The 20,652-nt window shown below is 62.5% G+C and carries 18 protein-coding genes and 1 tRNA gene; 12 read left to right on the top strand and 7 right to left on the bottom strand.

Going from position 1 to position 20,652, the window contains the following annotated elements:
• The first annotated feature begins 60 nt into the window (after positions 1-60).
• Together pgsA and VO57_012690 are read left to right on the top strand one after the other, a co-directional pair.
• Positions 61-630: a CDP-diacylglycerol--glycerol-3-phosphate 3-phosphatidyltransferase gene (gene pgsA, locus VO57_012695; protein ID XBL68984.1), complete on the top strand. Its 570-nt coding sequence runs from the start codon at positions 61-63 to the stop codon at positions 628-630.
• A 238-nt stretch (positions 631-868) separates the two neighbouring features.
• The gene (locus VO57_012690) at positions 869-1,903 is read left to right on the top strand and encodes a GGDEF domain-containing protein (GenBank protein ID XBL68983.1); all 1,035 of its coding nucleotides are present in this window, start codon (positions 869-871) and stop codon (positions 1,901-1,903) included.
• Between the two features lies 1 nt (position 1,904).
• Here the strand turns inward: VO57_012690 and VO57_012685 are convergent, their stop codons facing one another.
• The 3 genes from VO57_012685 to rnd form a co-directional block, all read right to left on the bottom strand.
• Entirely contained in the window at positions 1,905-2,870 is a 966-nt protein-coding gene (locus VO57_012685; GenBank protein ID XBL68982.1) for a division plane positioning ATPase MipZ, read from the bottom strand.
• Positions 2,871-3,064: 194 nt separating this feature from the next.
• Positions 3,065-3,961 (bottom strand): hydrogen peroxide-inducible genes activator, encoded by an 897-nt coding sequence (locus VO57_012680; GenBank protein ID XBL68981.1) that lies wholly within the window; start codon positions 3,959-3,961, stop codon positions 3,065-3,067.
• Between the two features lie 6 nt (positions 3,962-3,967).
• Positions 3,968-5,143 (bottom strand): ribonuclease D, encoded by a 1,176-nt coding sequence (gene rnd, locus VO57_012675; protein XBL68980.1) that lies wholly within the window; start codon positions 5,141-5,143, stop codon positions 3,968-3,970.
• A gap of 181 nt (positions 5,144-5,324) precedes the next feature.
• On the opposite strand from rnd, the gene aspS reads away from it, so the two are divergent.
• Both aspS and VO57_012665 read left to right on the top strand, forming a co-directional pair.
• Positions 5,325-7,145, top strand: a complete 1,821-nt coding sequence (gene aspS / locus VO57_012670; protein ID XBL68979.1) for an aspartate--tRNA ligase — start codon at positions 5,325-5,327, stop codon at positions 7,143-7,145.
• 79 nt (positions 7,146-7,224) lie between these two features.
• Complete coding sequence (locus VO57_012665) at positions 7,225-8,148, top strand: tetratricopeptide repeat protein (protein ID XBL68978.1); 924 nt, start codon at positions 7,225-7,227, stop codon at positions 8,146-8,148.
• Between the two features lie 95 nt (positions 8,149-8,243).
• Here the strand turns inward: VO57_012665 and VO57_012660 are convergent, their stop codons facing one another.
• Complete coding sequence (locus VO57_012660) at positions 8,244-9,035, bottom strand: CsgG/HfaB family protein (GenBank protein XBL68977.1); 792 nt, start codon at positions 9,033-9,035, stop codon at positions 8,244-8,246.
• A gap of 272 nt (positions 9,036-9,307) precedes the next feature.
• On the opposite strand from VO57_012660, the gene VO57_012655 reads away from it, so the two are divergent.
• The 6 genes from VO57_012655 (at position 9,308) to VO57_012630 (ending at position 14,028) form a co-directional block, all read left to right on the top strand.
• A complete protein-coding gene (locus VO57_012655) occupies positions 9,308-9,544 on the top strand; it encodes an acyl carrier protein (protein ID XBL68976.1) in 237 nt (78 codons plus the stop codon).
• A gap of 108 nt (positions 9,545-9,652) precedes the next feature.
• Positions 9,653-10,912 carry a beta-ketoacyl-ACP synthase II gene (gene fabF, locus VO57_012650; protein ID XBL68975.1) on the top strand — a complete coding sequence of 420 codons (1,260 nt, stop codon included), beginning with the start codon at positions 9,653-9,655 and terminating at the stop codon, positions 10,910-10,912.
• Entirely contained in the window at positions 10,912-11,874 is a 963-nt protein-coding gene (mltG, locus tag VO57_012645) for an endolytic transglycosylase MltG (protein XBL68974.1), read from the top strand. The genes fabF and mltG overlap by 1 nt, the downstream gene beginning before the upstream one ends.
• A gap of 9 nt (positions 11,875-11,883) precedes the next feature.
• The gene (locus VO57_012640; GenBank protein XBL68973.1) at positions 11,884-12,405 is read left to right on the top strand and encodes a 2'-5' RNA ligase family protein; all 522 of its coding nucleotides are present in this window, start codon (positions 11,884-11,886) and stop codon (positions 12,403-12,405) included.
• Positions 12,406-12,519: 114 nt separating this feature from the next.
• Positions 12,520-12,596 (top strand) — tRNA-Met (locus VO57_012635).
• Positions 12,597-12,774: 178 nt separating this feature from the next.
• On the top strand, positions 12,775-14,028 hold the full coding sequence (locus tag VO57_012630) for an integrase arm-type DNA-binding domain-containing protein (protein XBL68972.1): 1,254 nt from the start codon (positions 12,775-12,777) through the stop codon (positions 14,026-14,028).
• Positions 14,029-14,035: 7 nt separating this feature from the next.
• On the opposite strand, the gene VO57_012625 is transcribed toward VO57_012630, so the two are convergent.
• Positions 14,036-14,239 (bottom strand): DUF5818 domain-containing protein, encoded by a 204-nt coding sequence (locus VO57_012625; GenBank protein XBL71338.1) that lies wholly within the window; start codon positions 14,237-14,239, stop codon positions 14,036-14,038.
• Positions 14,236-14,820, bottom strand: a complete 585-nt coding sequence (locus VO57_012620) for a lytic transglycosylase domain-containing protein (GenBank protein XBL71337.1) — start codon at positions 14,818-14,820, stop codon at positions 14,236-14,238. Before VO57_012620 ends, VO57_012625 begins: the two co-directional genes overlap by 4 nt.
• A gap of 144 nt (positions 14,821-14,964) precedes the next feature.
• Between VO57_012620 and VO57_012615 the strand changes: the two genes are divergently transcribed.
• A complete protein-coding gene (locus tag VO57_012615) occupies positions 14,965-15,879 on the top strand; it encodes a toprim domain-containing protein (GenBank protein ID XBL68971.1) in 915 nt (304 codons plus the stop codon).
• A 75-nt stretch (positions 15,880-15,954) separates the two neighbouring features.
• On the top strand, positions 15,955-20,205 hold the full coding sequence (locus tag VO57_012610; GenBank protein ID XBL68970.1) for a strawberry notch-like NTP hydrolase domain-containing protein: 4,251 nt from the start codon (positions 15,955-15,957) through the stop codon (positions 20,203-20,205).
• On the opposite strand, the gene VO57_012605 is transcribed toward VO57_012610, so the two are convergent.
• Positions 20,185-20,529 carry a hypothetical protein gene (locus tag VO57_012605; protein ID XBL68969.1) on the bottom strand — a complete coding sequence of 115 codons (345 nt, stop codon included), beginning with the start codon at positions 20,527-20,529 and terminating at the stop codon, positions 20,185-20,187. The genes VO57_012610 and VO57_012605 overlap by 21 nt on opposite strands.
• Positions 20,530-20,652 lie beyond the last annotated feature (123 nt).

Genomic DNA, 20,652 nt, shown 5'->3' with positions numbered 1-20,652 from the left:
CGCAAAGGGTGATGACGCTTTTTCTGGGAGCCTGCATCGACTAGGGGCATTCACCAAGAGATGCTGACACTTCCCAACCTGCTCACCCTGTCACGGATTCTCGCCGTGCCCTTGCTCGTCCTGTTCCTGTGGTGGCCGGACTGGCAACTCGGGTATGCGCTGGGCTTCGTGCTGTACTGCGCAGCGGCGATAACCGATTATTTCGACGGCATGCTCGCCCGTTCGCAGGGGACCGTGTCCAAGCTGGGCCAGTTTCTGGACCCGATCGCGGACAAGATCATGGTTGCGGCGGTAATCCTGATCCTGACCGCCAAAGGCGGGCTCACGGGGCCGATCGTCGGCGACGCCCACGTTATTGCGGGGCTTATCATTCTGATGCGCGAGATTATCGTGTCGGGTCTGCGCGAATTTCTCGGCGGAATTCAGGTTTCGGTCCCGGTCAGCAAGCTCGCCAAGTGGAAGACCACGCTGCAACTGATCGCGCTGGGCACGCTGATCCTGGCCGGCGTGTTCCACGAGATCGAACCGATCCGGTGGGCCGGGCTGGGCGCCTTGTGGGTTGCTGCAGTCCTGACCTGTGTGACCGGCTACGATTACCTGCGCGTCGGGCTGCGCCACATGGATACCTGATTCGCACGCAAGAAATTGTGCGACTCACAGCCCGACTTCTTTCGGTTTTGTCTAAGGGACCGTTCCAAAACGGGTAAAAATTCTTCGTGCGGTTAGCATCGATTAAAGCTTCTTCGCGCCATAAAGGGGCATGGCGACGAACCCTACGATAGAGGCGAACCAACCTGTAGCGACCTTGTTGCAGCGAATCGGGCTGCCGCGCCTGCGGTGGCCGCGTCTGGTGGCAGAAAACTCCGAAATGCCGGCATCTGCGCAGATCGATCCGCGTGCGCGTCGTCGGTTGCTGGACGAGATCAGCAGCTTCCTGATCGAGAGTGATCTTGAGGTCACTCCGTCCAACCTGCTTGCGGCGCATGAAGCCTGTTCGGGCATCAATCCACGGCTGGCACGCAGGATCGAGTGGCGTCGCGAACAGGGCGAACCGATCACCCAGACATGGCTCGAAGAGGTGACCGCAGTCGACCCTTTTGCTGGCAAGAAATCGATAGAGGACCTGGCGAAGGATATGGAGCGCGGGATCGACGAGCTGTCGCGCACGTCCACGTCGATGCGCCGGGCGACCTCCGACTATGGCGACGAGCTTGAGCGGCGGGTCGATGACCTGCAGGGGCCTTGCGACACCGCAGAGCTGATCTCCACGCTCTCGAATTTTGCGGAGGCGATGATCGCGCGGTCGCGCCAGACCGAGGAAGAGTTGAAAGCGAGCGAGCGCGAAACGGCCAAGCTGCGTAAGAATCTGGACCGCGCTCGGCACGATGCGCAGGTCGATTATCTCACAGGGCTGCCCAATCGCCGGGCCTTCGAAGAAGTTCTGGAAACATCTTATCTCGAGGCGCAGGACACGGGCGAGCCTCTGAGCGTGGCCTTTTGCGACATCGACCAGTTCAAGGCGATCAACGACACACACGGCCACGAAGCGGGCGACCGCATCATTCGCGAGATTGCCGAGACGCTGTCGAGTCTTTGCGCGAAGGATTGCTACATCGCGCGGCATGGGGGCGAGGAATTCGTTCTGCTCTTCAGGGGCGTGGAGCCACAAGAGGCACTCGCTCAGCTTGATGAAGCGCGCGAAGCGCTTGCATCGCGGCGAATGGTCAATCGGCGTACCGAAAAGCCGTTCGGCATGGTGACCTTTTCAGGCGGCATAGCCGATGTGCTGCAGTGCGCCGATCCGCGCGAGGCTCTCGCTGCTGCGGATCAGGCGCTTTATTGTGCGAAGCGAAGCGGACGTAACCGGATTCACCTGGCAGGCGGGCAATCGCGCGCTGCCTAGGCTATAGTGCGTTGCTGATCGCGGCGCGGAAATCCTGCCGCGTCCGGCGCAGCACGCGCGCTGCGGGTCGGTTGCTGACAGACGTGCGGTCCCGCTTGTCGAACGACAGGTTGAGATCGTCGAGCAGGCTCGCAATCTCCTTGCGGCTCGATTCCTGCGGCCTGATCATGTCGGGTATCAGCCCGAGGTCGAGATGGGTCAGGCCGAACTGGAACAGTTCACGAAACGCCACCCTCTCCGTCAGGCCCTGACCGATCCGGAAATCATGCGCGATCGAGAGCCGTTCCAGCGCGTCGTCGACTCTGCTTATGTGGCGCTTTTCTGCGCTGCGCACGCGGTTCTTGACCACGATCCACTCGATCGGGCCCATTTCCTGCGTCAATCGCTCTTCGCGCAGTGAGGCGACCGTCTGGCCGAAGCAGCCAGCCCGTTCGGGAACCCCGCTGACCGGGTTGAGATGCCCGAGCAGTTCGAGATCCAGGAACGACGCGTTGACCGGCGTCACCAGCGTGTCGGCAAGCGCGACGGCCCGGCGAAAGATCGCCGAGTCGGATCCGGCGGCGTCTAGAATCACGAAATCCGCATCGCCACCCAATCGGTTGATGGTCTGAAAAAGCGACGCCGTGCTCGGCTGTTCGAGCACGGCGAACTGTGGTGACGGTAGCCTGATGCCAAGATTGTTGGCAGTGCCTTCGCGATAGGTCAGCCCGCGTTCGAGCGTGCGCTGGCGCCGGTCGAGATCGACCGCGACGACCTGCTGGCCAACATGGGCGAGCGCGACTGCGACATGGAAGGCCAGGGTCGACTTGCCGACGCCGCCCTTTTCGTTCGCAAAGGTGATGACGTGGGGATGCAGTCTGGGGCGCATGGCCAGATCGGCGACGACGTTGCGCGGAATTTCCTCGTCGGACCAGCGCGGGTTGATCCGCGCTGCCAGGGGCGGCTTCGCCCCTGAACCTTTCCACATTGCCGTCATCCCGTACGCCCGCCCCGATTGCTGTGGTCCGGATGTGCGGTGATCCTGGTGCGCTGCGACCCGCCCCAAATCTCTATTTTTAACGCCTGCCGATCACCGACGGATCGAACACCTGCCATAAAAGCCCCGCGCCAGTCACGGTTTTTCTGGACTTTTCGGGCATTCAGGGTCCGCCGGCCGGTCGATCAGCCGGCCCGTAATTCATCGGCCAGCAGGCGGAAGTCATTCTCTCTAGGGCTGTTCTTTCGCCAGATCAGGGCGATGTCGCGCGCCGCAGCAGGCGCATCGAGCGGGCGCGCGATTACGTTCGTGCCCTTAAGAATGCCCGCCTCCAGCGCCATCTCGGGCAGCATGGTGACCCCCAGACCGTTGTCGACCATCTGCACCAGCGTGTGGAGACTCGTGCCGATCATGCTGGTCGCGGCGCGCAATTCGGGCCGGTTGCACGCGGCCAGCGCGTGTTCCTTCAGGCAATGCCCGTCTTCCAGCAGCAGCAGCCGCCCGTCCTCGATCGTCTCGGGCCGGATTTCCTCGGGCAGATCGCGCGGCTCGTCACCGGGATAGGCGACGTAGAAGCGATCTTCGCCAATGATCTCCTGCTCCACCTCGCCGGTGGGGAAGGGGAGGGCGAGCAGCACGCAGTCGACCCGCCCGTGGTGGAGCGATTCTACCGCGTCGCTGCTGGTCTCCTCGCGCAGGAACAGCTCCAGCTCGGGCCGTTCGCGGCGCAGGCGTGGCAGGATGCGCGGCAGCATGAACGGCGCGATCGTCGGGATCACGCTCATCCGCAGTGTGCCGGTAAGTGGCTGGCCAGCGGCGCGCACCAGGTCCGACAGGTCTTCCGCCTGCCTGAGGAGTGCGTGCGCTTTCTCGACCACCTGCTGGCCAAGCGGGGTGAAGCGGACCACTCGCCGGCTGCGCTCCACCAGAGTGACGCCGAGCAGTGTCTCCAGCTCACGGATGCCTGCCGACAGGGTCGATTGCGAGACGAAGCTCGCATCCGCCGCGCGGCCAAAATGGCCATGCTCGTGCAGCGCGACCAGATATTGCAGCTGACGGATCGTCGGCAGGTATGTGCTCATTCCGGGCTAGTCCTCGACATCGTCGATATGGGTCATCTTCAGCTTGCTCTTCTCGACCGCGAAGGCGAGCTTGCCTTCGACCAGGTCGAGCGCATCGCGGCCGAACACCTCGCGCCGCCAGCCTTCAAGAATCGGCAGATCGCGCACGCCTGCGGCCAGCTGCTCCAGTTCGCCCGAGCGGGTCAGCAGGCGCGGAGCGACGTCGATTTCGCGTGCGCGGATCTTCAGCAGCAGTTTGAGCAGGTCGGCGACCAGCGCGCCTTCCTTGCCCAGCGGGGCGCCGCGACTATTGCGCGCGGGCATCTCGCTGTCGGGCAGCGGCTCGGCGTTCTCCAGCACGTCCATCAGGCGGTTGCCGATCTCGTTGTCCTTCCACGCGTTGGAGAGGCCGCGCACCTTGGCAAGGTCGGCCTGCTTCTTGGGCGGATGGGAAGCAATGTCGGCCAGCGTTTCGTCGCGCATGATCCGTCCGCGCGGGATATTCTTGTGCTGCGCCTCTCCCTCGCGCCATGCGGCAACGGCCTTCAGGCGTCCGAGCACCTGTGCGTTGCGGCCCTGCGCGCGGATGCGCTTCCACGCCTTGTCGGGCTCGATGGCGTAATTCTCCGGATCGGCGAGCTTTTCCATCTCGGCGTTGAGCCACATGCCGCGATCGGTCTTCATCAGCTTCTTGAGGATGCGGGGAAAGATCTTGGCGAGGTAGGTCACGTCGCCGATCGCGTATTCCAGCTGGCGGTCGGTCAGCGGGCGCCGGCTCCAGTCGGTAAAGCGCGCGCCCTTGTCGATCGTCTTGTCGAGCCAGTGTTCGACCAGATTGGCATAGCCGATCTGTTCGGACTGGCTGATCGCCATCATCGCGATCTGTGTGTCGAAGATCGGGTGCGGGGTCTTGCCGGTGAGGTTGTAGAAAATCTCCACATCCTGGCTGCCTGCGTGGAAGATCTTCAGCACATCCTCATTCTCGGTCAGCAGGTCGAGCAGGGGTTTGAGGTCGATCCCGTCGGCCAGCGGGTCGATCGCCGCAGCCTCGTGCTCGTCGCCGATCTGGACCAGGCACAGCTCGGGCCAATAGGTGTTTTCCCGCATGAACTCGGTATCGACGCAGACGAAGTCGCCTTTGCCGAGCCGATCGCACAGGTCGGCCAGTGCATCGGTGGTCGTGATCAGGTCGTGGATTTTCATATTTGATCTTTCTCTGCCGGGCGGAGTGCCGCCCTCGGGCCGTCGTGGCCCCTCCAATCGAGCGCGCCCGGCTTGACAAAACCGGGCCATTCGCGTGTTAGCGCGCGCAAGCTTTCAGGGTTTTCGCCGTCCAGCTTCGGCACGCCCCTAGCGCCTAATCCCCGAACCGGAAAGTTCCACAATGCACGCCTATCGCACCCATACTTGCGCACAGCTTCGCGAAAGCAATGTCGGCGAGACCGTTCGCCTGTCCGGCTGGGTCCACCGCAAGCGCGACCATGGCGGTGTCCTGTTCATCGACCTGCGCGACCACTACGGTATCACCCAGATCGTCGCGGACGAGGATAGCGAGGCGCTGAGCCTGCTGGATTCGCTCAAGTCCGAGAGCGTCATCACGATCGACGGCGTGGTGAAGGCGCGGTCGCAGGAAACGCGCAACGCCAACCTGCCGACCGGCGATATCGAGGTCTTCGCCAAATCCGCCACCGTCCAGTCGATGGCGGAAGAACTGCCTCTGCCGGTCGCAGGCGAGCAGGAATACCCCGAGGATATCCGCCTCAAATATCGCTTCGTCGACCTGCGGCGCGAGCGGGTGCACAACAACATCATGCTGCGCAACAAGGTCATCACGAGCCTGCGCCGCCGGATGATCGACCAAGGCTTCTCCGAATTCCAGACCCCGATCCTCGGCGCATCGTCGCCTGAAGGCGCGCGCGACTATCTGGTGCCGAGCCGCCTGCATCCGGGCCGCTTCTACGCGCTTCCGCAGGCGCCGCAGATGTTCAAGCAGCTGCTGATGGTCGCCGGCTTCGACCGCTATTTCCAGATCGCGCCATGCTTCCGCGACGAAGACCTTCGTGCCGACCGCAGCCCCGAATTCTACCAGCTCGACTTCGAGATGAGCTTCGTGACGCAGGAAGACGTCTTCCAGGCGATCGAGCCGGTGCTGGCTGGCGTGTTCGAGGAATTCTCGGGCGGTAAGAGCGTGACGCCCGCAGGCGAGTTCCCGCGCATTCCTTATGCAGAGGCGATGCTCAAGTACGGCAGCGACAAGCCCGACCTGCGCAACCCGATCATCATCACCGACGTGACGCACCACTTCGAGAAGAGCGGCTTCGGTATCTTCGAGAAGATCGTCGGCGGTGGCGGCATCGTGCGCGCGATCCCCGCACCGAACACCAATGAGAAGAGCCGCAAGTTCTTCGACGAAATGAACGACTGGGCGCGGCGCGAAGGCTATTCGGGCCTAGGCTACGTCACCCGCAAGGGCGGCGAGTTCGGTGGGCCGATCGCCAAGAACCACGGGCCCGAAGAAATGGCCAAGCTCTATGACGAGCTGGGCCTGGGCGAAAATGATGGTCTGTTCTTCGCGGCAGGCAAGCCCAAGGAAGCCGAGAAGCTGGCGGGTGCCGCGCGCACGCGCGTTGGCGAGCAGCTCGAACTGATCGAACAGGGCTGCTTCAAGTTCTGCTGGATCGTCGACTTCCCGATGTTCGAATACGACGAAGATCAGAAGCGCATCGATTTCAGCCACAACCCGTTCTCGATGCCGCAGGGCGAGATGGACGCGCTGGAGAACCAGGACCCGCTGGAGATCAAGGCGTGGCAGTACGATATCGTCTGCAATGGCTACGAGCTGTCCAGCGGCGCGATCCGGAACCACCGTCCGGACATCATGTACAAGGCGTTCGAGGTGGCGGGCTATTCCAAGGAAGACGTCGACGCGAACTTCAGCGGCATGATCGAAGCGTTCAAGCTGGGCGCACCGCCGCATGGTGGCTCGGCGCCGGGGATCGACCGGATCGTGATGCTGCTGGCCGACGAGCCCAACATCCGCGAAGTCATCGCCTTCCCGATGAACCAGCGCGCGCAGGACCTAATGATGGGCGCGCCGTCGATCGTTAGCCCCAAGCAGCTGCGCGAGCTTTCGATCCGCACGGTCGAGCAGCCGAAACCGGACGCGCCCGAAGCAACCCGGGTCGATCGCGCCGGCGACGCCTGACGAGGCCGGGTTACTCCCCATCTTGCCGCTTCGCCCGATGCCTGTAAGGTTCGGGCGAAGCTGGTGAGGAGGGGAACTCATGCGGACTTTGAAGATGGTCGTGGTCGGGCTTGGCCTGGGCACGCTTGCCATGCCGGTTTCGGCGGAGACATTGCGGGTCGTCGGGGTGTACCCGGCGCATAATGGCGATGCTGCCGAAGTGCAGTCGATCGGGATCGAGCAGTTCGGCGGGATCGACGGTCCCACGCTTTCCATCAAGGCCGCCGACGCACTGCGCAGCGCGTCGATCGATGGCGAACCCTATTTTCGCGTCGCCCCGGCAAGCGTGATGCGCGATGGCGACGCGGTGCTGAGTGGCAGCGTGGCAACCGACGTCGATGTCTACCGCGCCTCGCCCAACGAGGTGGAGACCTGCGTCAAGCGCGACGACAAGAACAAGTGCCTCGAAAAGCGCAAGGAGAAGGTTCCCTGCGAGCAGCTCACGCTGTCGGTCAGGCCGACGATCCGTCTGTACTCGTATGACGGCGCGCTGATCCACGACGATGATGCGGAGTCCCAGCGTCAGGTGCGCTATTGCGCCGACGAGAGCGAGCCGGCGATCGACCCGATGGTCGACGAGGTGCTGGACGAGATTGCCGCGAGGCTGCGCTACGCGCTCGCACCCCAGCAGCGTGCGGAAGACATCCGCGTGCTCGAAACGCGCAAGGGCATGGATAAGGAGCCCGGCCGCGCGTTCCGTGACGCGATCGCGATGACCAAGCGCGACGAGGAAATGGCATGCGATGCCTTCGCCGCGCTGGAGCCGACCATCGGCGAGCATGTCTCGCTGCTGTTCAATATCGGACTATGCGCGGAAGCCGGGGGCGATTTCGACCGCGCGCAGGAATATTATCGCCGCGCAATCAAGGCGGACCCCTCCAAGTCGAATGCCGGTGAGGGGCTCGACCGGATTCGGGCACGGCAGGAGGCCGAGCGGCAACTGGCGATCCACTACGGCGACTGATTGGCGAAAGCCGGCTGGCCTGCCGCAGCTACAAACAGAAAGAGGCGGCCCGCATCGGTGCGAGCCGCCTCTTCTTTCGTCATCTTGGACCCGGCTTACTGCGCGAGCGGCGCATCCTCTGCCGCGTCGTAGGGCAGGCCGCCCATCTCATCGACCAGCTTGGTGTATGCGTCGAGATAGGCGAGCACGATCACCTGACCGATCTGCGTGTTCTGGTAGCTGCCGCCACCCGCACCGGCGAGACCGCCCCACCAGCCTGCGCCACCGCCGGCAGCCCAGCCGAGGTCGGTCTTGCGGGCATAACCTTCGACCAGCGCTTCCTCGACCGTGGTGCGCGAATTGACGACCACCAGCGTGACGTTGGCCTCTTTCTTCTTGATATTGATCCCGCCGACGATGCCGCCGATCGCGCCGCCCAGCAGACCGCCCAGAATGCCGGTCACCGCGCTGCCGCCCGAGTTGGAGTTACCCGAAACGATATCCGGCTGGAGGAAATAGTCGGCCACCTGAACCTGGCCGCGGCCGAGGTTGGAGCCTTCCTGCAGCTCGCCCTGGTCCGCCAGCGCGCGTTCCATTGCGCGGCTCTGCATCGAGCGGCCGCGGTTGACCATCGTGAAGCAGCCCGAACGCTGGACGAAAAGGCGCAGAATGGCTTCGGGGCTGCCGAGGTTGTATTCGCGCCACCACTGATCGTCGGGCTCGACGATCGCGATCGTGCCGAGATTGCGGCTGCAACGCGGAATCTGCTGCTGGCCGCGCTCCTGCTCCTTGCGTCCCGAAGAGGCGCCGCGCGTGGTGCCGTCGCGGTTCTGCGCTCCCGACGACCTGCTCTGCGCGCTTGCTTCCGCCACCGGCGCGCTCAGCATCGCGGCCGCCGCAAGGGCCATGACAATCTTTCGCATAATTCTAAGGCTCCCATCCAAAAAATCACACGGGAGCCCCTACGCGATCCAGCGCAGCCCCCCGTTTCTTCAATGTGCGACCCTGATGAACAGCCTATAACATCACGGCGGGCTTTGCACCACGCAAGGATTTGGGCCTAACAGAGTTTTTCACATGACGGGGCGCGTAGAGGGGATTGCCCCCCTTGCGCGGGGTCGAGGGCTTGGATAGGGCGGTTGGCGATTAGCAACAGCAAGATGTCGAGAGGACATAGGTAATGAGCGATACCGCCGAGCGCGTACAGAAGATCGTTGTCGAGCATCTGGGCGTGGAAGCCGACAAGGTGACGCAGGATGCGAGCTTCATCGATGATCTGGGCGCGGACAGCCTCGACATCGTTGAGCTGGTGATGGCGTTCGAAGAAGAATTCGGTGTCGAAATCCCCGACGATGCGGCTGAGAAGATCAGCACGGTCGGCGATGCGACCAAGTATATCGAAGAGCACAAGGGTTAAATCCTTCGGGGCTAAATCCTTGATGCTCTTGCGGCGGCTAACTGCCGCCGCCATTTGCAGGCCCGACCCGGTTAGCGGGCCGGGCCTGTGCTGTTTTTGGAGATAAGTATGCGCCGCGTCGTTGTAACCGGTCTTGGCCTTGTCACCCCGCTGGGCGGCGATGTCGAAACCTCGTGGAAGAACCTTATTGCCGGCAAGAGCGGGGCGGGGCCGATCACCCGCTTCGACGCTTCCAACCAGAAGGCGACCATCGCCTGCGAGGTGAAGGGCAAAGATCACGAATGGGGCTTCGATCCCGACAAGCGGGTCGACACCAAGATCCAGCGCCAGGTGGACCCCTTCATCGTCTACGGGCTCGATGCGGCAGGCCAGGCGATCGAGGATGCGGACCTTACCGAAATGGACCAGGCCACCAAGGAACGCGCCGGCGTCTCCATCGGTGCGGGTATCGGCGGACTGCCGGGTATCGAATATGAATCGGTCAACCTGCACGAGCGTGGACCGGGCCGGGTCAGCCCGCACTTCGTCCACGGGCGTATCATCAACCTCATCAGCGGGCAGGTTTCGATCCGCTACGGCCTGATGGGCCCCAACCACGCCGTGGTCACCGCATGCTCGACCGGTGCGCACTCGATCGGCGATGCGGCCCGCATGATTCGCGATGATGATGCGGACATCATGCTGGCCGGTGGTTCGGAATCGACCATCAACCCGCTGGGCATTGCGGGCTTCGCGCAGGCGCGCGCGCTCAACACCGGGTTCAACGACCGGCCCGAACAGGCGAGCCGCCCCTATGACCGCAATCGCGAAGGCTTCGTGCTGGGCGAAGGTGCGGGCGTGGTCGTGCTGGAAGAATACGAACACGCCAAGGCGCGCGGCGCGAAGATCTACGCCGAGGTGGTCGGCTATGGTCTGTCGGGCGATGCCTACCACGTCACCGCGCCGCACCCCGAAGGCAAGGGCGCGGAACTCTCAATGCGGATGGCGCTGCGCAAGGCGGGACTGGAGCCGGACGATATCGATTACATCAATGCCCACGGCACCTCGACCATGGCTGACACGATCGAGCTCGCCGCGGCCAAGCGCGTCTTCGGCGACGATCTGGGCGGTGCTTCGATGTCGAGCACCAAGTCCGCCATCGGGCACCTTCTCGGCGGCGCAGGCGCGGTCGAGAGCATCTTCTGCATCCTCGCCATCCGCGACCAGATCGTGCCGCCCACGCTCAACCTCGACGATCCCGACGAGGGGACCGAGGGTGTCGATCTGGTGCCGCACACTGCCAAAAAGCGCGAAGTGAACGCCGTGCTCAACAACAGCTTCGGCTTCGGTGGCACCAATGCCAGCCTCGTGATGCGGAAGATCGACTGATGTTTCGCGCGCTCGCAGCGCTGGTGCTGATTGCGCTCGCGCTCGGCGCAGGCTGGTTCGCGTGGGGCTGGTATGGTGCCGGCCCCACGCAGCAGGATACGTCGTTCATCGTCCGCTCGGGCTCGACCCTCACGGGCGTCGCCCAGCAGCTGGAAGACGAGGGGCTGATTCGCAGCCATGAAGCCTTCCTCCTGCGGGCGAAGATCATGGGCGGCGACGATCCGATCAAGGCTGGCGAGTTCCTGATGCCGGGTGCCGCCAGCCCTGCAACGATCCTCGACACGCTGCAGCATGGCGAGGTGATCCGCCGGTTCGTCACCATTCCTGAAGGCACCCCTTCGATCCTGGTCTACGAAACGCTGATGGCAGAGGATCTGCTGACCGGGGAAATCCCGGTGCCCAAGGAAGGCAGCGTGCTGCCCGACACCTATGATTTCGAGCGTGGCGAAGATCGCGCGGCGGTGCTCGCCAGGATGCAGGCGGCAATGCGCAATTACCTCGCCGAAGCATGGCCGCGGCGCGCGAAGGACATCGCGGTCGACAATATCGAAGATGCGGTGACGCTCGCCTCGATCGTCGAGAAGGAAACCGGCGTCCCCGAAGAACGGCGCATGGTCGCCGGGCTCTATTCCAACCGGGTGAAGGACGGGATGCTGCTGCAGGCCGATCCGACGATCATCTACCCGATCACCAAGGGCAAGCCGCTGGGCCGCCGCATCCGCCAGTCGGAGATCGCGGCGGTGAACGGCTACAACACCTACACCAGAGTTGGCCTGCCGACCGGCCCGATCACCAATCCGGGACGCGAAGCGATCGCGGCGGTACTTAATCCGGCGGAAACCGACGCACTCTTCATGGTCGCCGATGGTTCGGGCGGGCACGTGTTCTCCTCTACGCTGGAGGAGCACAACGCCAATGTCGCCAAGTGGTACAGGCTCCGCCGCGAACGGGGCGAGATGTAGCCGCGCTCGATGGGCGATTCCCCGCTGATCCTGACCGCGCAATTGCCCGCAGACCTGCAAGGCTGGGCAACCGCGCTGCGGAGAGAGCATTTTCCCCCCGAGCGCAATTACCTCGCCGCACACGTAACGCTGTTTCACGCATTGCCGGGCTTCTGCGAGGGCGAAGCGATCCAGCACATGCGTCAGCTGGCGAGTGAATTTGCGCCTGTGGAGGGCCGAATCGTTGGGGTAATGTCGCTCGGCGGAGGCACTGCCATCCGGCTCGAAAGCGAGGGCGTGCTGCGCCTTCGTACGATGCTGGCAGAGCATTTCCACGGTCTGCTGACCGAGCAGGACCAGGGCGGCAAGCGTCTCCATGTGACTGTGCAGAACAAGGTCTCCAGCAGACAGGCGAAGGCGCTGCAGGCCGAGCTTGCCCCGCAGGTCGAACCGCGCGACTTCGCCTTTCGCGGCCTTGGCCTGCACCGCTATCTGGGTGGTCCGTGGGAGTTGGTGGAGGACGTCAATTTCCGGGGAAGGGCACGCGCCTGATCGCGCATCAACACAGCGCCTTGACCGCCGCGCAACCGCGCCCTAAGAGCGCCGCCTGCCGTCGAGCTAACCGCTCCGGCAGGCCTCATGCCTTACCTGGTATGGCAAGATTGGGGCGGAGTAGCTCAGGTGGTTAGAGCAGCGGAATCATAATCCGCGTGTCGGGGGTTCGAGTCCCTCCTCCGCTACCAATCCCGAATCCGCATGGGTTCGCTTGCTTCCGCATACATCCGTAAAACTCAATTAAAACAGAATGATGTGAGTGATTCGCGTCCGCTTGCGTGCGCATGCATTCGCTTGAAGCCGGATTTGGTGTGGGGGTATTTTGGGGGTATTTTCCGGGGGTAGCGAAAAGTAGCGATACCCCCAATGGCCTTGAGTGAGATTCAGATCAAAAAAGCGAAGGCGGCTGAGCGTCCATACAAGCTTGCGGATGGGGAGGGATTATTCCTCCTCGTGCAAAAGAACGGCTCGAAGCTCTGGCGGCTGAAATACCGGTGCCACGGGAAAGAGAAGCTGCTTTCTTTCGGTGCCTACCCCGAAGTCGGAATAGCGGCCGCAAGAGAACTCAAGAGAGCTGCCAAGGGTGTGCTGGCCGAAGGCAGGGACCCGATGGTTCACAAACCGGGTCGGGACTTCGAAGAGGCTAAGACCTTCAGGGCGATTGCCACCATGTGGCATGAGAACAGAGCAAGTAGTCTCAATCCCGCCCATGCGAAGCGCGTGTGGTCGCGGATGGGGCAGGACGTGCTTCCTGTCTTAGGCGAGCTCATGATGCATGAGATAACTCCACCAGAAGTCCTGAAGGTCATTCGGAAGATCGAGGAGCGCGGCGCGCTCGACATCAGTCGACGGGCCAAGCAATGTATTGGTCAGGTATTCCAGTTCGCGATTGCCAGCGGACTTTGCGATTCCGATCCAACGGCGCATCTTCGGGGGGCTTTGAAACCACGTCCTCGGGTGAAGCATATGGCGAAGCTGCCTCTGGCACAGCTACCCGAACTCATCATCAAGATGGAGCGATACCAGGAAGAGGGTGAGAGACGATCCGAAATTACGCGGGCGGCATTGACCTTTGCTCTTCTTACATGGGTCCGGACAAAGGAACTTCGGTTCGCCAAGAAGCACGAGTTTGAAGATCTAGTCGGAGATTCACCAGTTTGGCGCATTGGCGCTGATCGTATGAAAATGGGCCGCGAGCATATCGTGCCATTGTCGCGACAAGCCGCTTCTCTTGCTCAAGACATGATCAACAAGTCCGAAGGCGAATACGTCTTTCCAGGCCAGAAGCCCAAGATGCCGCTTTCCGAGAATACGATGATCTATGGTCTCTATCGGCTCGGTTACCACGGGCGACAAACTGTTCACGGCTTCAGGGGTCTGGCGAGCACCTGGGCGAATGAGCAGCTGGTCGAGGTCGGCGATCCACCGATGTGGATCCGCCGATATCATGAAGACTGGGTCGAACTGCAATTGGCACACAACGAAGAGAACGAAGTTCGCGGAGCATACAATGCTGCCGAATATCTCGCTCCTCGGCGTGCAATGCTGCAGGATTGGGCAGACTTCCTCGACTCCATCGGCGGCAAGGCGCAGAACATTGCTGTTTTGAGGGCTGCTTGACCGGTTCCTAAGCTGACACCTGACCAAGCCATTCGACGCGAAGGCGATCGAACCCGACGATGATACCCTCTGCGGTAACTTCAAATCCGAAGTCATCGTTTGAGGGTTCATAGTCTTCTAGAACCCAGTGATCTCCGGCATCGGTTACAATTGCGGCTCCCCGAGAAAGGTGCTCGAGCCGTCCGCTGATCCTTTTCCGATTCGTAGTCATATCGAACTGTATGCCATCCATCGGTCGATAACGCTCTTCACATATCCAAGTGTTTCCCGATTTTTCGGTATCCCGCCGGCTCGCGACACGGCGCCGGGTCCAGCGTTGTAGGCAGCCAGCGCGAGATGGATCGCACCGAAGCGCTCTAGCATCTGCTTCAGATACCGCGCGCCGCCATCGATGTTCTGAGCTGGATCGTGGCGATTGCTGACACCAAGTTCCCTCGCCGTTCCCGGCATCAGTTGAGCGAGCCCGGCCGCGCCAGCCGGACTGATCGCCAACGGATTGAAACGTGACTCCTGCCAAACCAGAGCCTGCAGCAGTCGCGGTGGCAATTGGTATCGCGCTTCAGCTTGCCGGATGAGTGGCTCGTACAAAGCTTCCTTGAACCTTCTATCGACATGAGCCGCGCCGCCATCTGGCTTGCCAAAGTAGATTGCAGTCGGGTTGAAAGTGCGCCCATCCTCGCTTGTAACCTCAACTTTGCCGAGATCATGGTCGAAGACCTGAAACTCCTGCGCGCGCGCTGATCCCGAAATCGCAATCGCGAGCGCAGCGCAACCGCAAGCCACCAGAGACATTCGCATGGGATTACCTTTCACCTTGTCTCGATCTGAAAGAGAACATAGATAGAACGAGCGGGTGTAGGAAAGCGCTTTCTAAAGGATCATCCGAGAGGAGAGGGGCTCGTTCGGAGGGGGCAATTATGCGGCGATGGAGCCAGTATGCCTGTTTCGAATTCTACCGTGTCACGGACCTCGCTTGAGGACACCGCCCGCAAGATCTGTGAAAGCCGAGGCGGCAAGTGGTCCGGCAACAAGGGGATTTCCCGCTGCCCTGCGCATGATGACCGCACGCCTTCACTCGGCGTATCACTCGGTCGACAAGCCATCCTCTTCCATTGCTTTGCGGGATGCAATCAGCAGAGCGTCCTGGCAGCTTTGGAGCGTGAAGGTTTCGCGGCACCAGCGCTTTTCTCAGCTTCAGCGACCTCCGACGAACCCGAGCCGACCAGAACGCGCAAACCCTCGGCGGCAGCGCTGAGGATCTGGCGCGATGCACAGCCACTGCGTGCAAGTCCGGCAAAGGAATATCTTGAAGGTCGCGGCATCCTCGCCGCATCTCCGGCGCTTCGCTTTCACCCGCGAACGCCACTTGGCCCGAAAGGACGGACCCGCTTTCTGCCTGCCATGATCGCGGCAGTCAGCCTCGATGAGGGCCCGATCGCCATCCACCGCACGTTCCTCTCTACCGAGGCTTCAGGCAAGGCCGCTTTCGAAAAGCCGAAACGCGCGCTCGGCGCGCTCGGTGAAGCTGCTGTTCGTCTCTTCGCTCCAGTTTCCGGCAAGCTTGGCCTTGCCGAGGGGGTCGAGAGCGCGATGTCGGCCTATGCTCTCATCGGCATTCCCGTCTGGGCGACCCTGGGCAATGAGCGCTTCGGTCTCGTCAGCGTGCCTGAGAGCGTGACCGAGCTTCACCTCTTCGTCGATCACGATGCTGGCGGCGAGTTGGCCGCGTCGCGTGGCCTGGCTGCTTATGCCCGCGAAGGGCGGACGATCCACGTTCGCAAACCATCCTCACGCGACACCGACTGGAACGATGAACTTACAGCATGGCTGCGCTGCAAAGCGGCGCGGTAGAGGAGAGAGAGCTTCTCGAATTCCTGATCCGGCAGAGGGCCCGTCCCGATGCCCTCATCAGGAGGACGAATTGCCATGTTTCAATCAGACCTGTTTCCCGCCGGCGAGCAGTTGCCGTCCATGCCCTTGGCCTATGCCATTGGCACCCGAGTTGCCGCGCTTCTTGCTTCGGGACGTCATCTTACCCGTACCGACATTTCCGGGCTGTTCGCCGAAGAGACCGGTGTTCTGGATTGGGGAGGTGCCTGGACTATCGACGACTACAACAGCGCGGTCGAGATCGGCGCACTACTCTGGCTTCGAGAGTCCTCACGGATCGATCTGGCGACGAATGTACACGAAGCCGAAGCGCGGTTCGACTGGCTCGAAGCAGCCTTGCCGCCACGGCACGTTCGCAGCGAAGCACAGGTCGAGCTCCAACAATTCTCGAGCCCGCCAATGCTGGCGTGGCTGATGGCGAAGGCCGCAGCTGTCTCTGCGCAAGGCACCCTACTCGAACCGTCCGCAGGCAATGGTGCCCTTGCGCTGTGGGGCAGCGTTCAGAACGCTTCGCTGATCCTCAACGAGATCGACCCGGCAAGACGAGACGGTCTAAGCCACATCTTCCCTTCGACCGCGATCACCGCGCATGACGGGGAACTGATCGCCGACCTGCTTAGCGGTCCTGTTCCGTCGGCCGTGCTGATGAACCCGCCGTTCGCCCGCAGCCAGGAACGCGGCAAGGACGGCGAAACTGCCATGCGTCACCTCCGTGGTGCGATCCGGGCCGCTGCCAGTGGGGCGAGGATCGTCGCCATTATGCCTGAAGGCTTCGACGCCTCCACGTTCGCCAAGGGACAGGACGAAGCATCGCTGCTCCTCGATGTTCGCCTGCAGCAGGTGTTTCGCCGCACCGGGACGGGTATCGCCGTTCGCCTGGTCGTGATCGACAAGGTGCAGACTGCGTCCTCGCTCGCGATCACCGGAGATACCTGCGACCTGATCGCGCTCCACGAGCTTGTCTCCGAGCTTCCGCCAAGGGCGAAGATACCCGCCAGCCTCCATCACCTGCCAGTCGGCAAGCCAGTGCGCCTCCTTGGCAAGACTTCGACCCAACGCACGCCGATCCGGCCGGTGGCGCCTTTCGCAGCGAGACCAGCAGCCACAGCAAGAGCGACCACGCTTGCCTATTCGGTATTGGCCGACTCCGCGCCTGTGCCCGAACAGAAAGGCATCTACCTACCTTACCGGCCAAGCCGCATCGCTTTCGAAGGCGCGCCGGTTCATCCCACCCCGCTCGTGGAATCGGTCGCCATGGGTTCGGTCGCGGCGCCTCAGCCGGACGTTAGCCCGCGCCTTCCCGCAGGTTGGCAGGCCGACCGCCTTCTGTCCGAAGCGCAGTGCGAGACACTGGTCTACGCTGCGCAGGCATTCGCGCGCAACCTGCCGGGCCAGTTCAAAGTCAGTCAGGAAGGCACCGCGCTGGAACTATCCGAAGATGGTCACGAATACCGCCAAGGCTTCTTCCTTGGCGACGGGACCGGAGCGGGCAAGGGACGGCAGATCGCCGCGGTCATCATGGACCGCTGGCTCGCAGGCGAACGCCGCCATGTCTGGATCACCAAGAACGAGGCGCTGCTCGAAGATGCGCGCCGCGACTGGGAAGCGCTGGGCGGGCTGCCGCTCGATCTCCAGCCACTCTCGCGCTGGAAACTTGGCCACCCTGTGACGATGTCCGAAGGCATTCTCTTCGTCACCTATCCGACGCTGCGGTCGGGGCGCGCCGAGGATACGCGGCTCGACCAGATCCTTGCCTGGGCGGGCGAGGATTTCGACGGCGTGATCGCTTTCGACGAAGCCCATGCCATGGCCAATGCCCTCGGGGGCTCTTCAACCCGCGGCAAGGTCAAGGGCTCCGAACAGGGTAGGGCGGGCCTCCGGCTACAGAACTGTCTCCCGCGCGCCCGCGTGCTCTATGCTTCGGCCACCGGCGCCTCGGACATTGCCAACCTCGGTTACACCGCCCGGCTAGGCCTTTGGGGACCCGAGACCGCTTTTCCCACCCACGAGGCATTCATGACCGAGATCCGCGCTGGCGGCGTCGCGGCGATGGAACTCGTCGCCCGCGATCTTAAAGCCCAGGGCCTCTATCTTGCCCGTGCGCTGTCCTTCGCCGGGGTCGAGTACGAGATCCTCGAACACAGCCTGACCGAAGCGCAGAAAAAAATCTATGATGCCTATGCTGATGCCTGGGCGATCATTCACCGCAATCTCGAAGCAGCGCTCGAAGCAACACGCGTGATCGACGAGGACAGCGGCGACACGCTCAACCGCAATGCCAAGGCTGCGGCGCTCTCGATCTTCGAAGGCACCAAGCAGCGCTTCTTTGCCCAGCTCCTGCTTTCGATGAAACTGCCGAGCCTGATTCCGGCGATGGAAGCAGCGCTTGGCGAAGACCATTCGGTTGTCGTGCAGCTGGTCTCGACCGCTGAGGCCATGCTCGACCGGCGCCTCGCCGACCTTTCCGAAGAGGAACGCGAAGCTCTCGATATCGATCTGTCCCCGCGTGAATACGTCATCGACTACCTTACGAAGAGCTTCCCGGTACGATTGATGCAGGTCTTCGCCGACGAGGACGGCAATCTTCGCTCCGAGGCGATGAGCGACGGAGAGGGCAATCCCGTTTTCTGCCCGCGCGCCATTGCTGCGCGCGATGCGCTGATCGAACAGCTTTGCGCACTGCCGCCCATCGCCACTGCGCTCGATGCGATTATCGAACATTTCGGAACCGACGCCGTGGCCGAAGTCACGGGCCGGACCCGCAGGCTTGTCCTGGGCCGCGATGGTGAGCAGCGCCTCGAACGGCGTAGCCCCAGCGCCAATGTCGCCGAAGCCCAAAGCTTCATGGAAGGGACCAAGCGCATCCTGGTCTTCTCCGATGCAGGCGGCACGGGGCGTTCCTACCATGCCGACTTGGGCGCCAGGAACCAGCAGCGCCGGATTCACTTCCTGCTTGAACCGGGATGGCGCGCCGACAACGCCATCCAGGGTCTTGGGCGCACGAACCGCACCAATCAGGCCTCGGCCCCTCTGTTCCGCCCGGTCACCACAGATGTGAAGGGCGAGCGCCGGTTCATCTCGACTATTGCGCGAAGGCTCGACGCTTTGGGCGCGCTTACGCGCGGCCAGCGCCAGACGGGCGGACAGAACCTGTTCGACCCGGCCGACAATCTTGAAAGCGACTATGCGCGCGACGCGCTCAGCCGCTGGTTCCAGCTGCTCTATGACGGCAAGCTTGAAGCCACCACCTTTGGCAACTTCGTCGAGCGCACCGGCCTCCGGCTCGAAAACCCCGATGGGGGGCTGACCGACAATCTCCCCACCATCCAGCGCTGGCTCAACCGCATTCTCGCGCTACCGATCGCGCTCCAGAACGCCATATTCGATGAATACCTTGGCCTCGTCGAAGCGCGGATCGAAGCTGCACGTGAAGCCGGAACGCTTGAAGTCGGCCTTGAGACCGTCAGGGTCGATCACTTCGCGGTCCTTGCCGATGAACTCCTGCGCACCGATCCCGTGACCGGAGCCGAAACCCGGCTCGTCTCGCTCGAAGTGTCGAGGCACCTTCGGCCTCTGCGCTTGCAGCGCCTGGTGCGGATGCACGAGATTGGAAGCACGCACGCGATCCCGATGCGCAACGCACGCTCGGGCAAGGTCGCGCTGTCGGTTCCTGCCCGGCGCCTAATCGCTGACGACGGGGCCGTGATCGAACGTCGGCGCCTGCTGCGACCGCTCAAGTCCGCGAACTGGACGCTTGAGGCGCTTGCTGAAAGCCACTGGGAAGAAATTGGCGTCACTGCGTTCACCAGCGCCTGGCGCATCGAGGAAGAGGAGGCCTCCAAGTCGCCGGTGACCGAGCGCGTCCATCTCGCCACCGGGCTGCTGCTTCCGGTCTGGAAGCGCCTGCCTGGCGATCATGTCCGCGTCACCCGGCTTGTTGCCGAGGACGGCCAGTCGATCATCGGTCGCGAAGTGCTCGATATCGATCTCGCTGCGATCGCCGAGACCTTTGGCCTTTCCGGGATTACCGGACCAGCCGCAAAGCAGCTCGGCGACCTCGTCCTCGCCAGCGGCAAGCCGTTGGGCCTTGCAAGCCACGATCCACTCACGGTGAAACGCTCGCTGGTCGGGGGCGAACAGCGCCTTGAGCTTACCGGGTTCTCGCCCGATCGACTCGACTGGTACAAGGGCAAGGGCTGCTTCACTGAGATCATCCGCTATCGCACCCGGCTGTTTGTTCCGGTGTCGAGAGCTTCGTCGGTGCTTTCAGGCCTGGCGCTGAACTGATCGCTCAGAATCGATAGCTGTAATGATGACTGAATCGTCACGTCGCGGTGCCTGCCCGTCGAAGCCGGCTAACGGAGTGAAGTTCGCGGGCTCCAGGGTGACTTCGCTGAGCCCGGCCAGTTTGAATTGGCCTAGCCTTGGACCTTGATCGCGCGAGACCGGCTTTTCGGGGTTCAATGCGAGCATGAAAGCATCTTCGCCCCTGAAGTAAAGGAGATGCGGGTCCAGCTTCAACCGCTCGCGATTATACATAACGCTAATCCGTCGCCTGTAGGCAATGGCGCGAACGAGAACATTCTCTTCTGGATCTTCGGCTTGCAACACGATCCAATGATGCAATGCAGCATAAGCTTTCGCAACTGCAAAAATCCGCGCCAGATCGATTTGATGAGAGGGGAGGGTGCCTTTGGCTGGTCGGGCCTTGCAACATCGCCTGGTTCCTCAATC

Origin of the sequence: Citromicrobium bathyomarinum (assembly GCA_001306305.2) — a bacterium.
Lineage (GTDB): Bacteria > Pseudomonadota > Alphaproteobacteria > Sphingomonadales > Sphingomonadaceae > Alteriqipengyuania > Alteriqipengyuania bathyomarina.
This window is presented reverse-complemented; position numbering and strand designations above follow the sequence as displayed.

What these genes read in the sequence shown, in the direction of transcription:
- pgsA (XBL68984.1), top strand. Translation starts at nt 61, where the DNA reads ATGCTGACACTTCCCAACCTGCTCACCCTGTCACGGATTCTCGCCGTG.
- VO57_012690 (XBL68983.1), top strand. Translation starts at nt 869, where the DNA reads ATGCCGGCATCTGCGCAGATCGATCCGCGTGCGCGTCGTCGGTTGCTG.
- VO57_012685 (XBL68982.1), bottom strand. Translation starts at nt 2,870, where the DNA reads ATGTGGAAAGGTTCAGGGGCGAAGCCGCCCCTGGCAGCGCGGATCAAC.
- VO57_012680 (XBL68981.1), bottom strand. Translation starts at nt 3,961, where the DNA reads ATGAGCACATACCTGCCGACGATCCGTCAGCTGCAATATCTGGTCGCG.
- rnd (XBL68980.1), bottom strand. Translation starts at nt 5,143, where the DNA reads ATGAAAATCCACGACCTGATCACGACCACCGATGCACTGGCCGACCTG.
- aspS (XBL68979.1), top strand. Translation starts at nt 5,325, where the DNA reads ATGCACGCCTATCGCACCCATACTTGCGCACAGCTTCGCGAAAGCAAT.
- VO57_012665 (XBL68978.1), top strand. Translation starts at nt 7,225, where the DNA reads ATGCGGACTTTGAAGATGGTCGTGGTCGGGCTTGGCCTGGGCACGCTT.
- VO57_012660 (XBL68977.1), bottom strand. Translation starts at nt 9,035, where the DNA reads ATGGCCCTTGCGGCGGCCGCGATGCTGAGCGCGCCGGTGGCGGAAGCA.
- VO57_012655 (XBL68976.1), top strand. Translation starts at nt 9,308, where the DNA reads ATGAGCGATACCGCCGAGCGCGTACAGAAGATCGTTGTCGAGCATCTG.
- fabF (XBL68975.1), top strand. Translation starts at nt 9,653, where the DNA reads ATGCGCCGCGTCGTTGTAACCGGTCTTGGCCTTGTCACCCCGCTGGGC.
- mltG (XBL68974.1), top strand. Translation starts at nt 10,912, where the DNA reads ATGTTTCGCGCGCTCGCAGCGCTGGTGCTGATTGCGCTCGCGCTCGGC.
- VO57_012640 (XBL68973.1), top strand. Translation starts at nt 11,884, where the DNA reads ATGGGCGATTCCCCGCTGATCCTGACCGCGCAATTGCCCGCAGACCTG.
- VO57_012630 (XBL68972.1), top strand. Translation starts at nt 12,775, where the DNA reads ATGGCCTTGAGTGAGATTCAGATCAAAAAAGCGAAGGCGGCTGAGCGT.
- VO57_012625 (XBL71338.1), bottom strand. Translation starts at nt 14,239, where the DNA reads ATGACTACGAATCGGAAAAGGATCAGCGGACGGCTCGAGCACCTTTCT.
- VO57_012620 (XBL71337.1), bottom strand. Translation starts at nt 14,820, where the DNA reads ATGTCTCTGGTGGCTTGCGGTTGCGCTGCGCTCGCGATTGCGATTTCG.
- VO57_012615 (XBL68971.1), top strand. Translation starts at nt 14,965, where the DNA reads ATGCCTGTTTCGAATTCTACCGTGTCACGGACCTCGCTTGAGGACACC.
- VO57_012610 (XBL68970.1), top strand. Translation starts at nt 15,955, where the DNA reads ATGTTTCAATCAGACCTGTTTCCCGCCGGCGAGCAGTTGCCGTCCATG.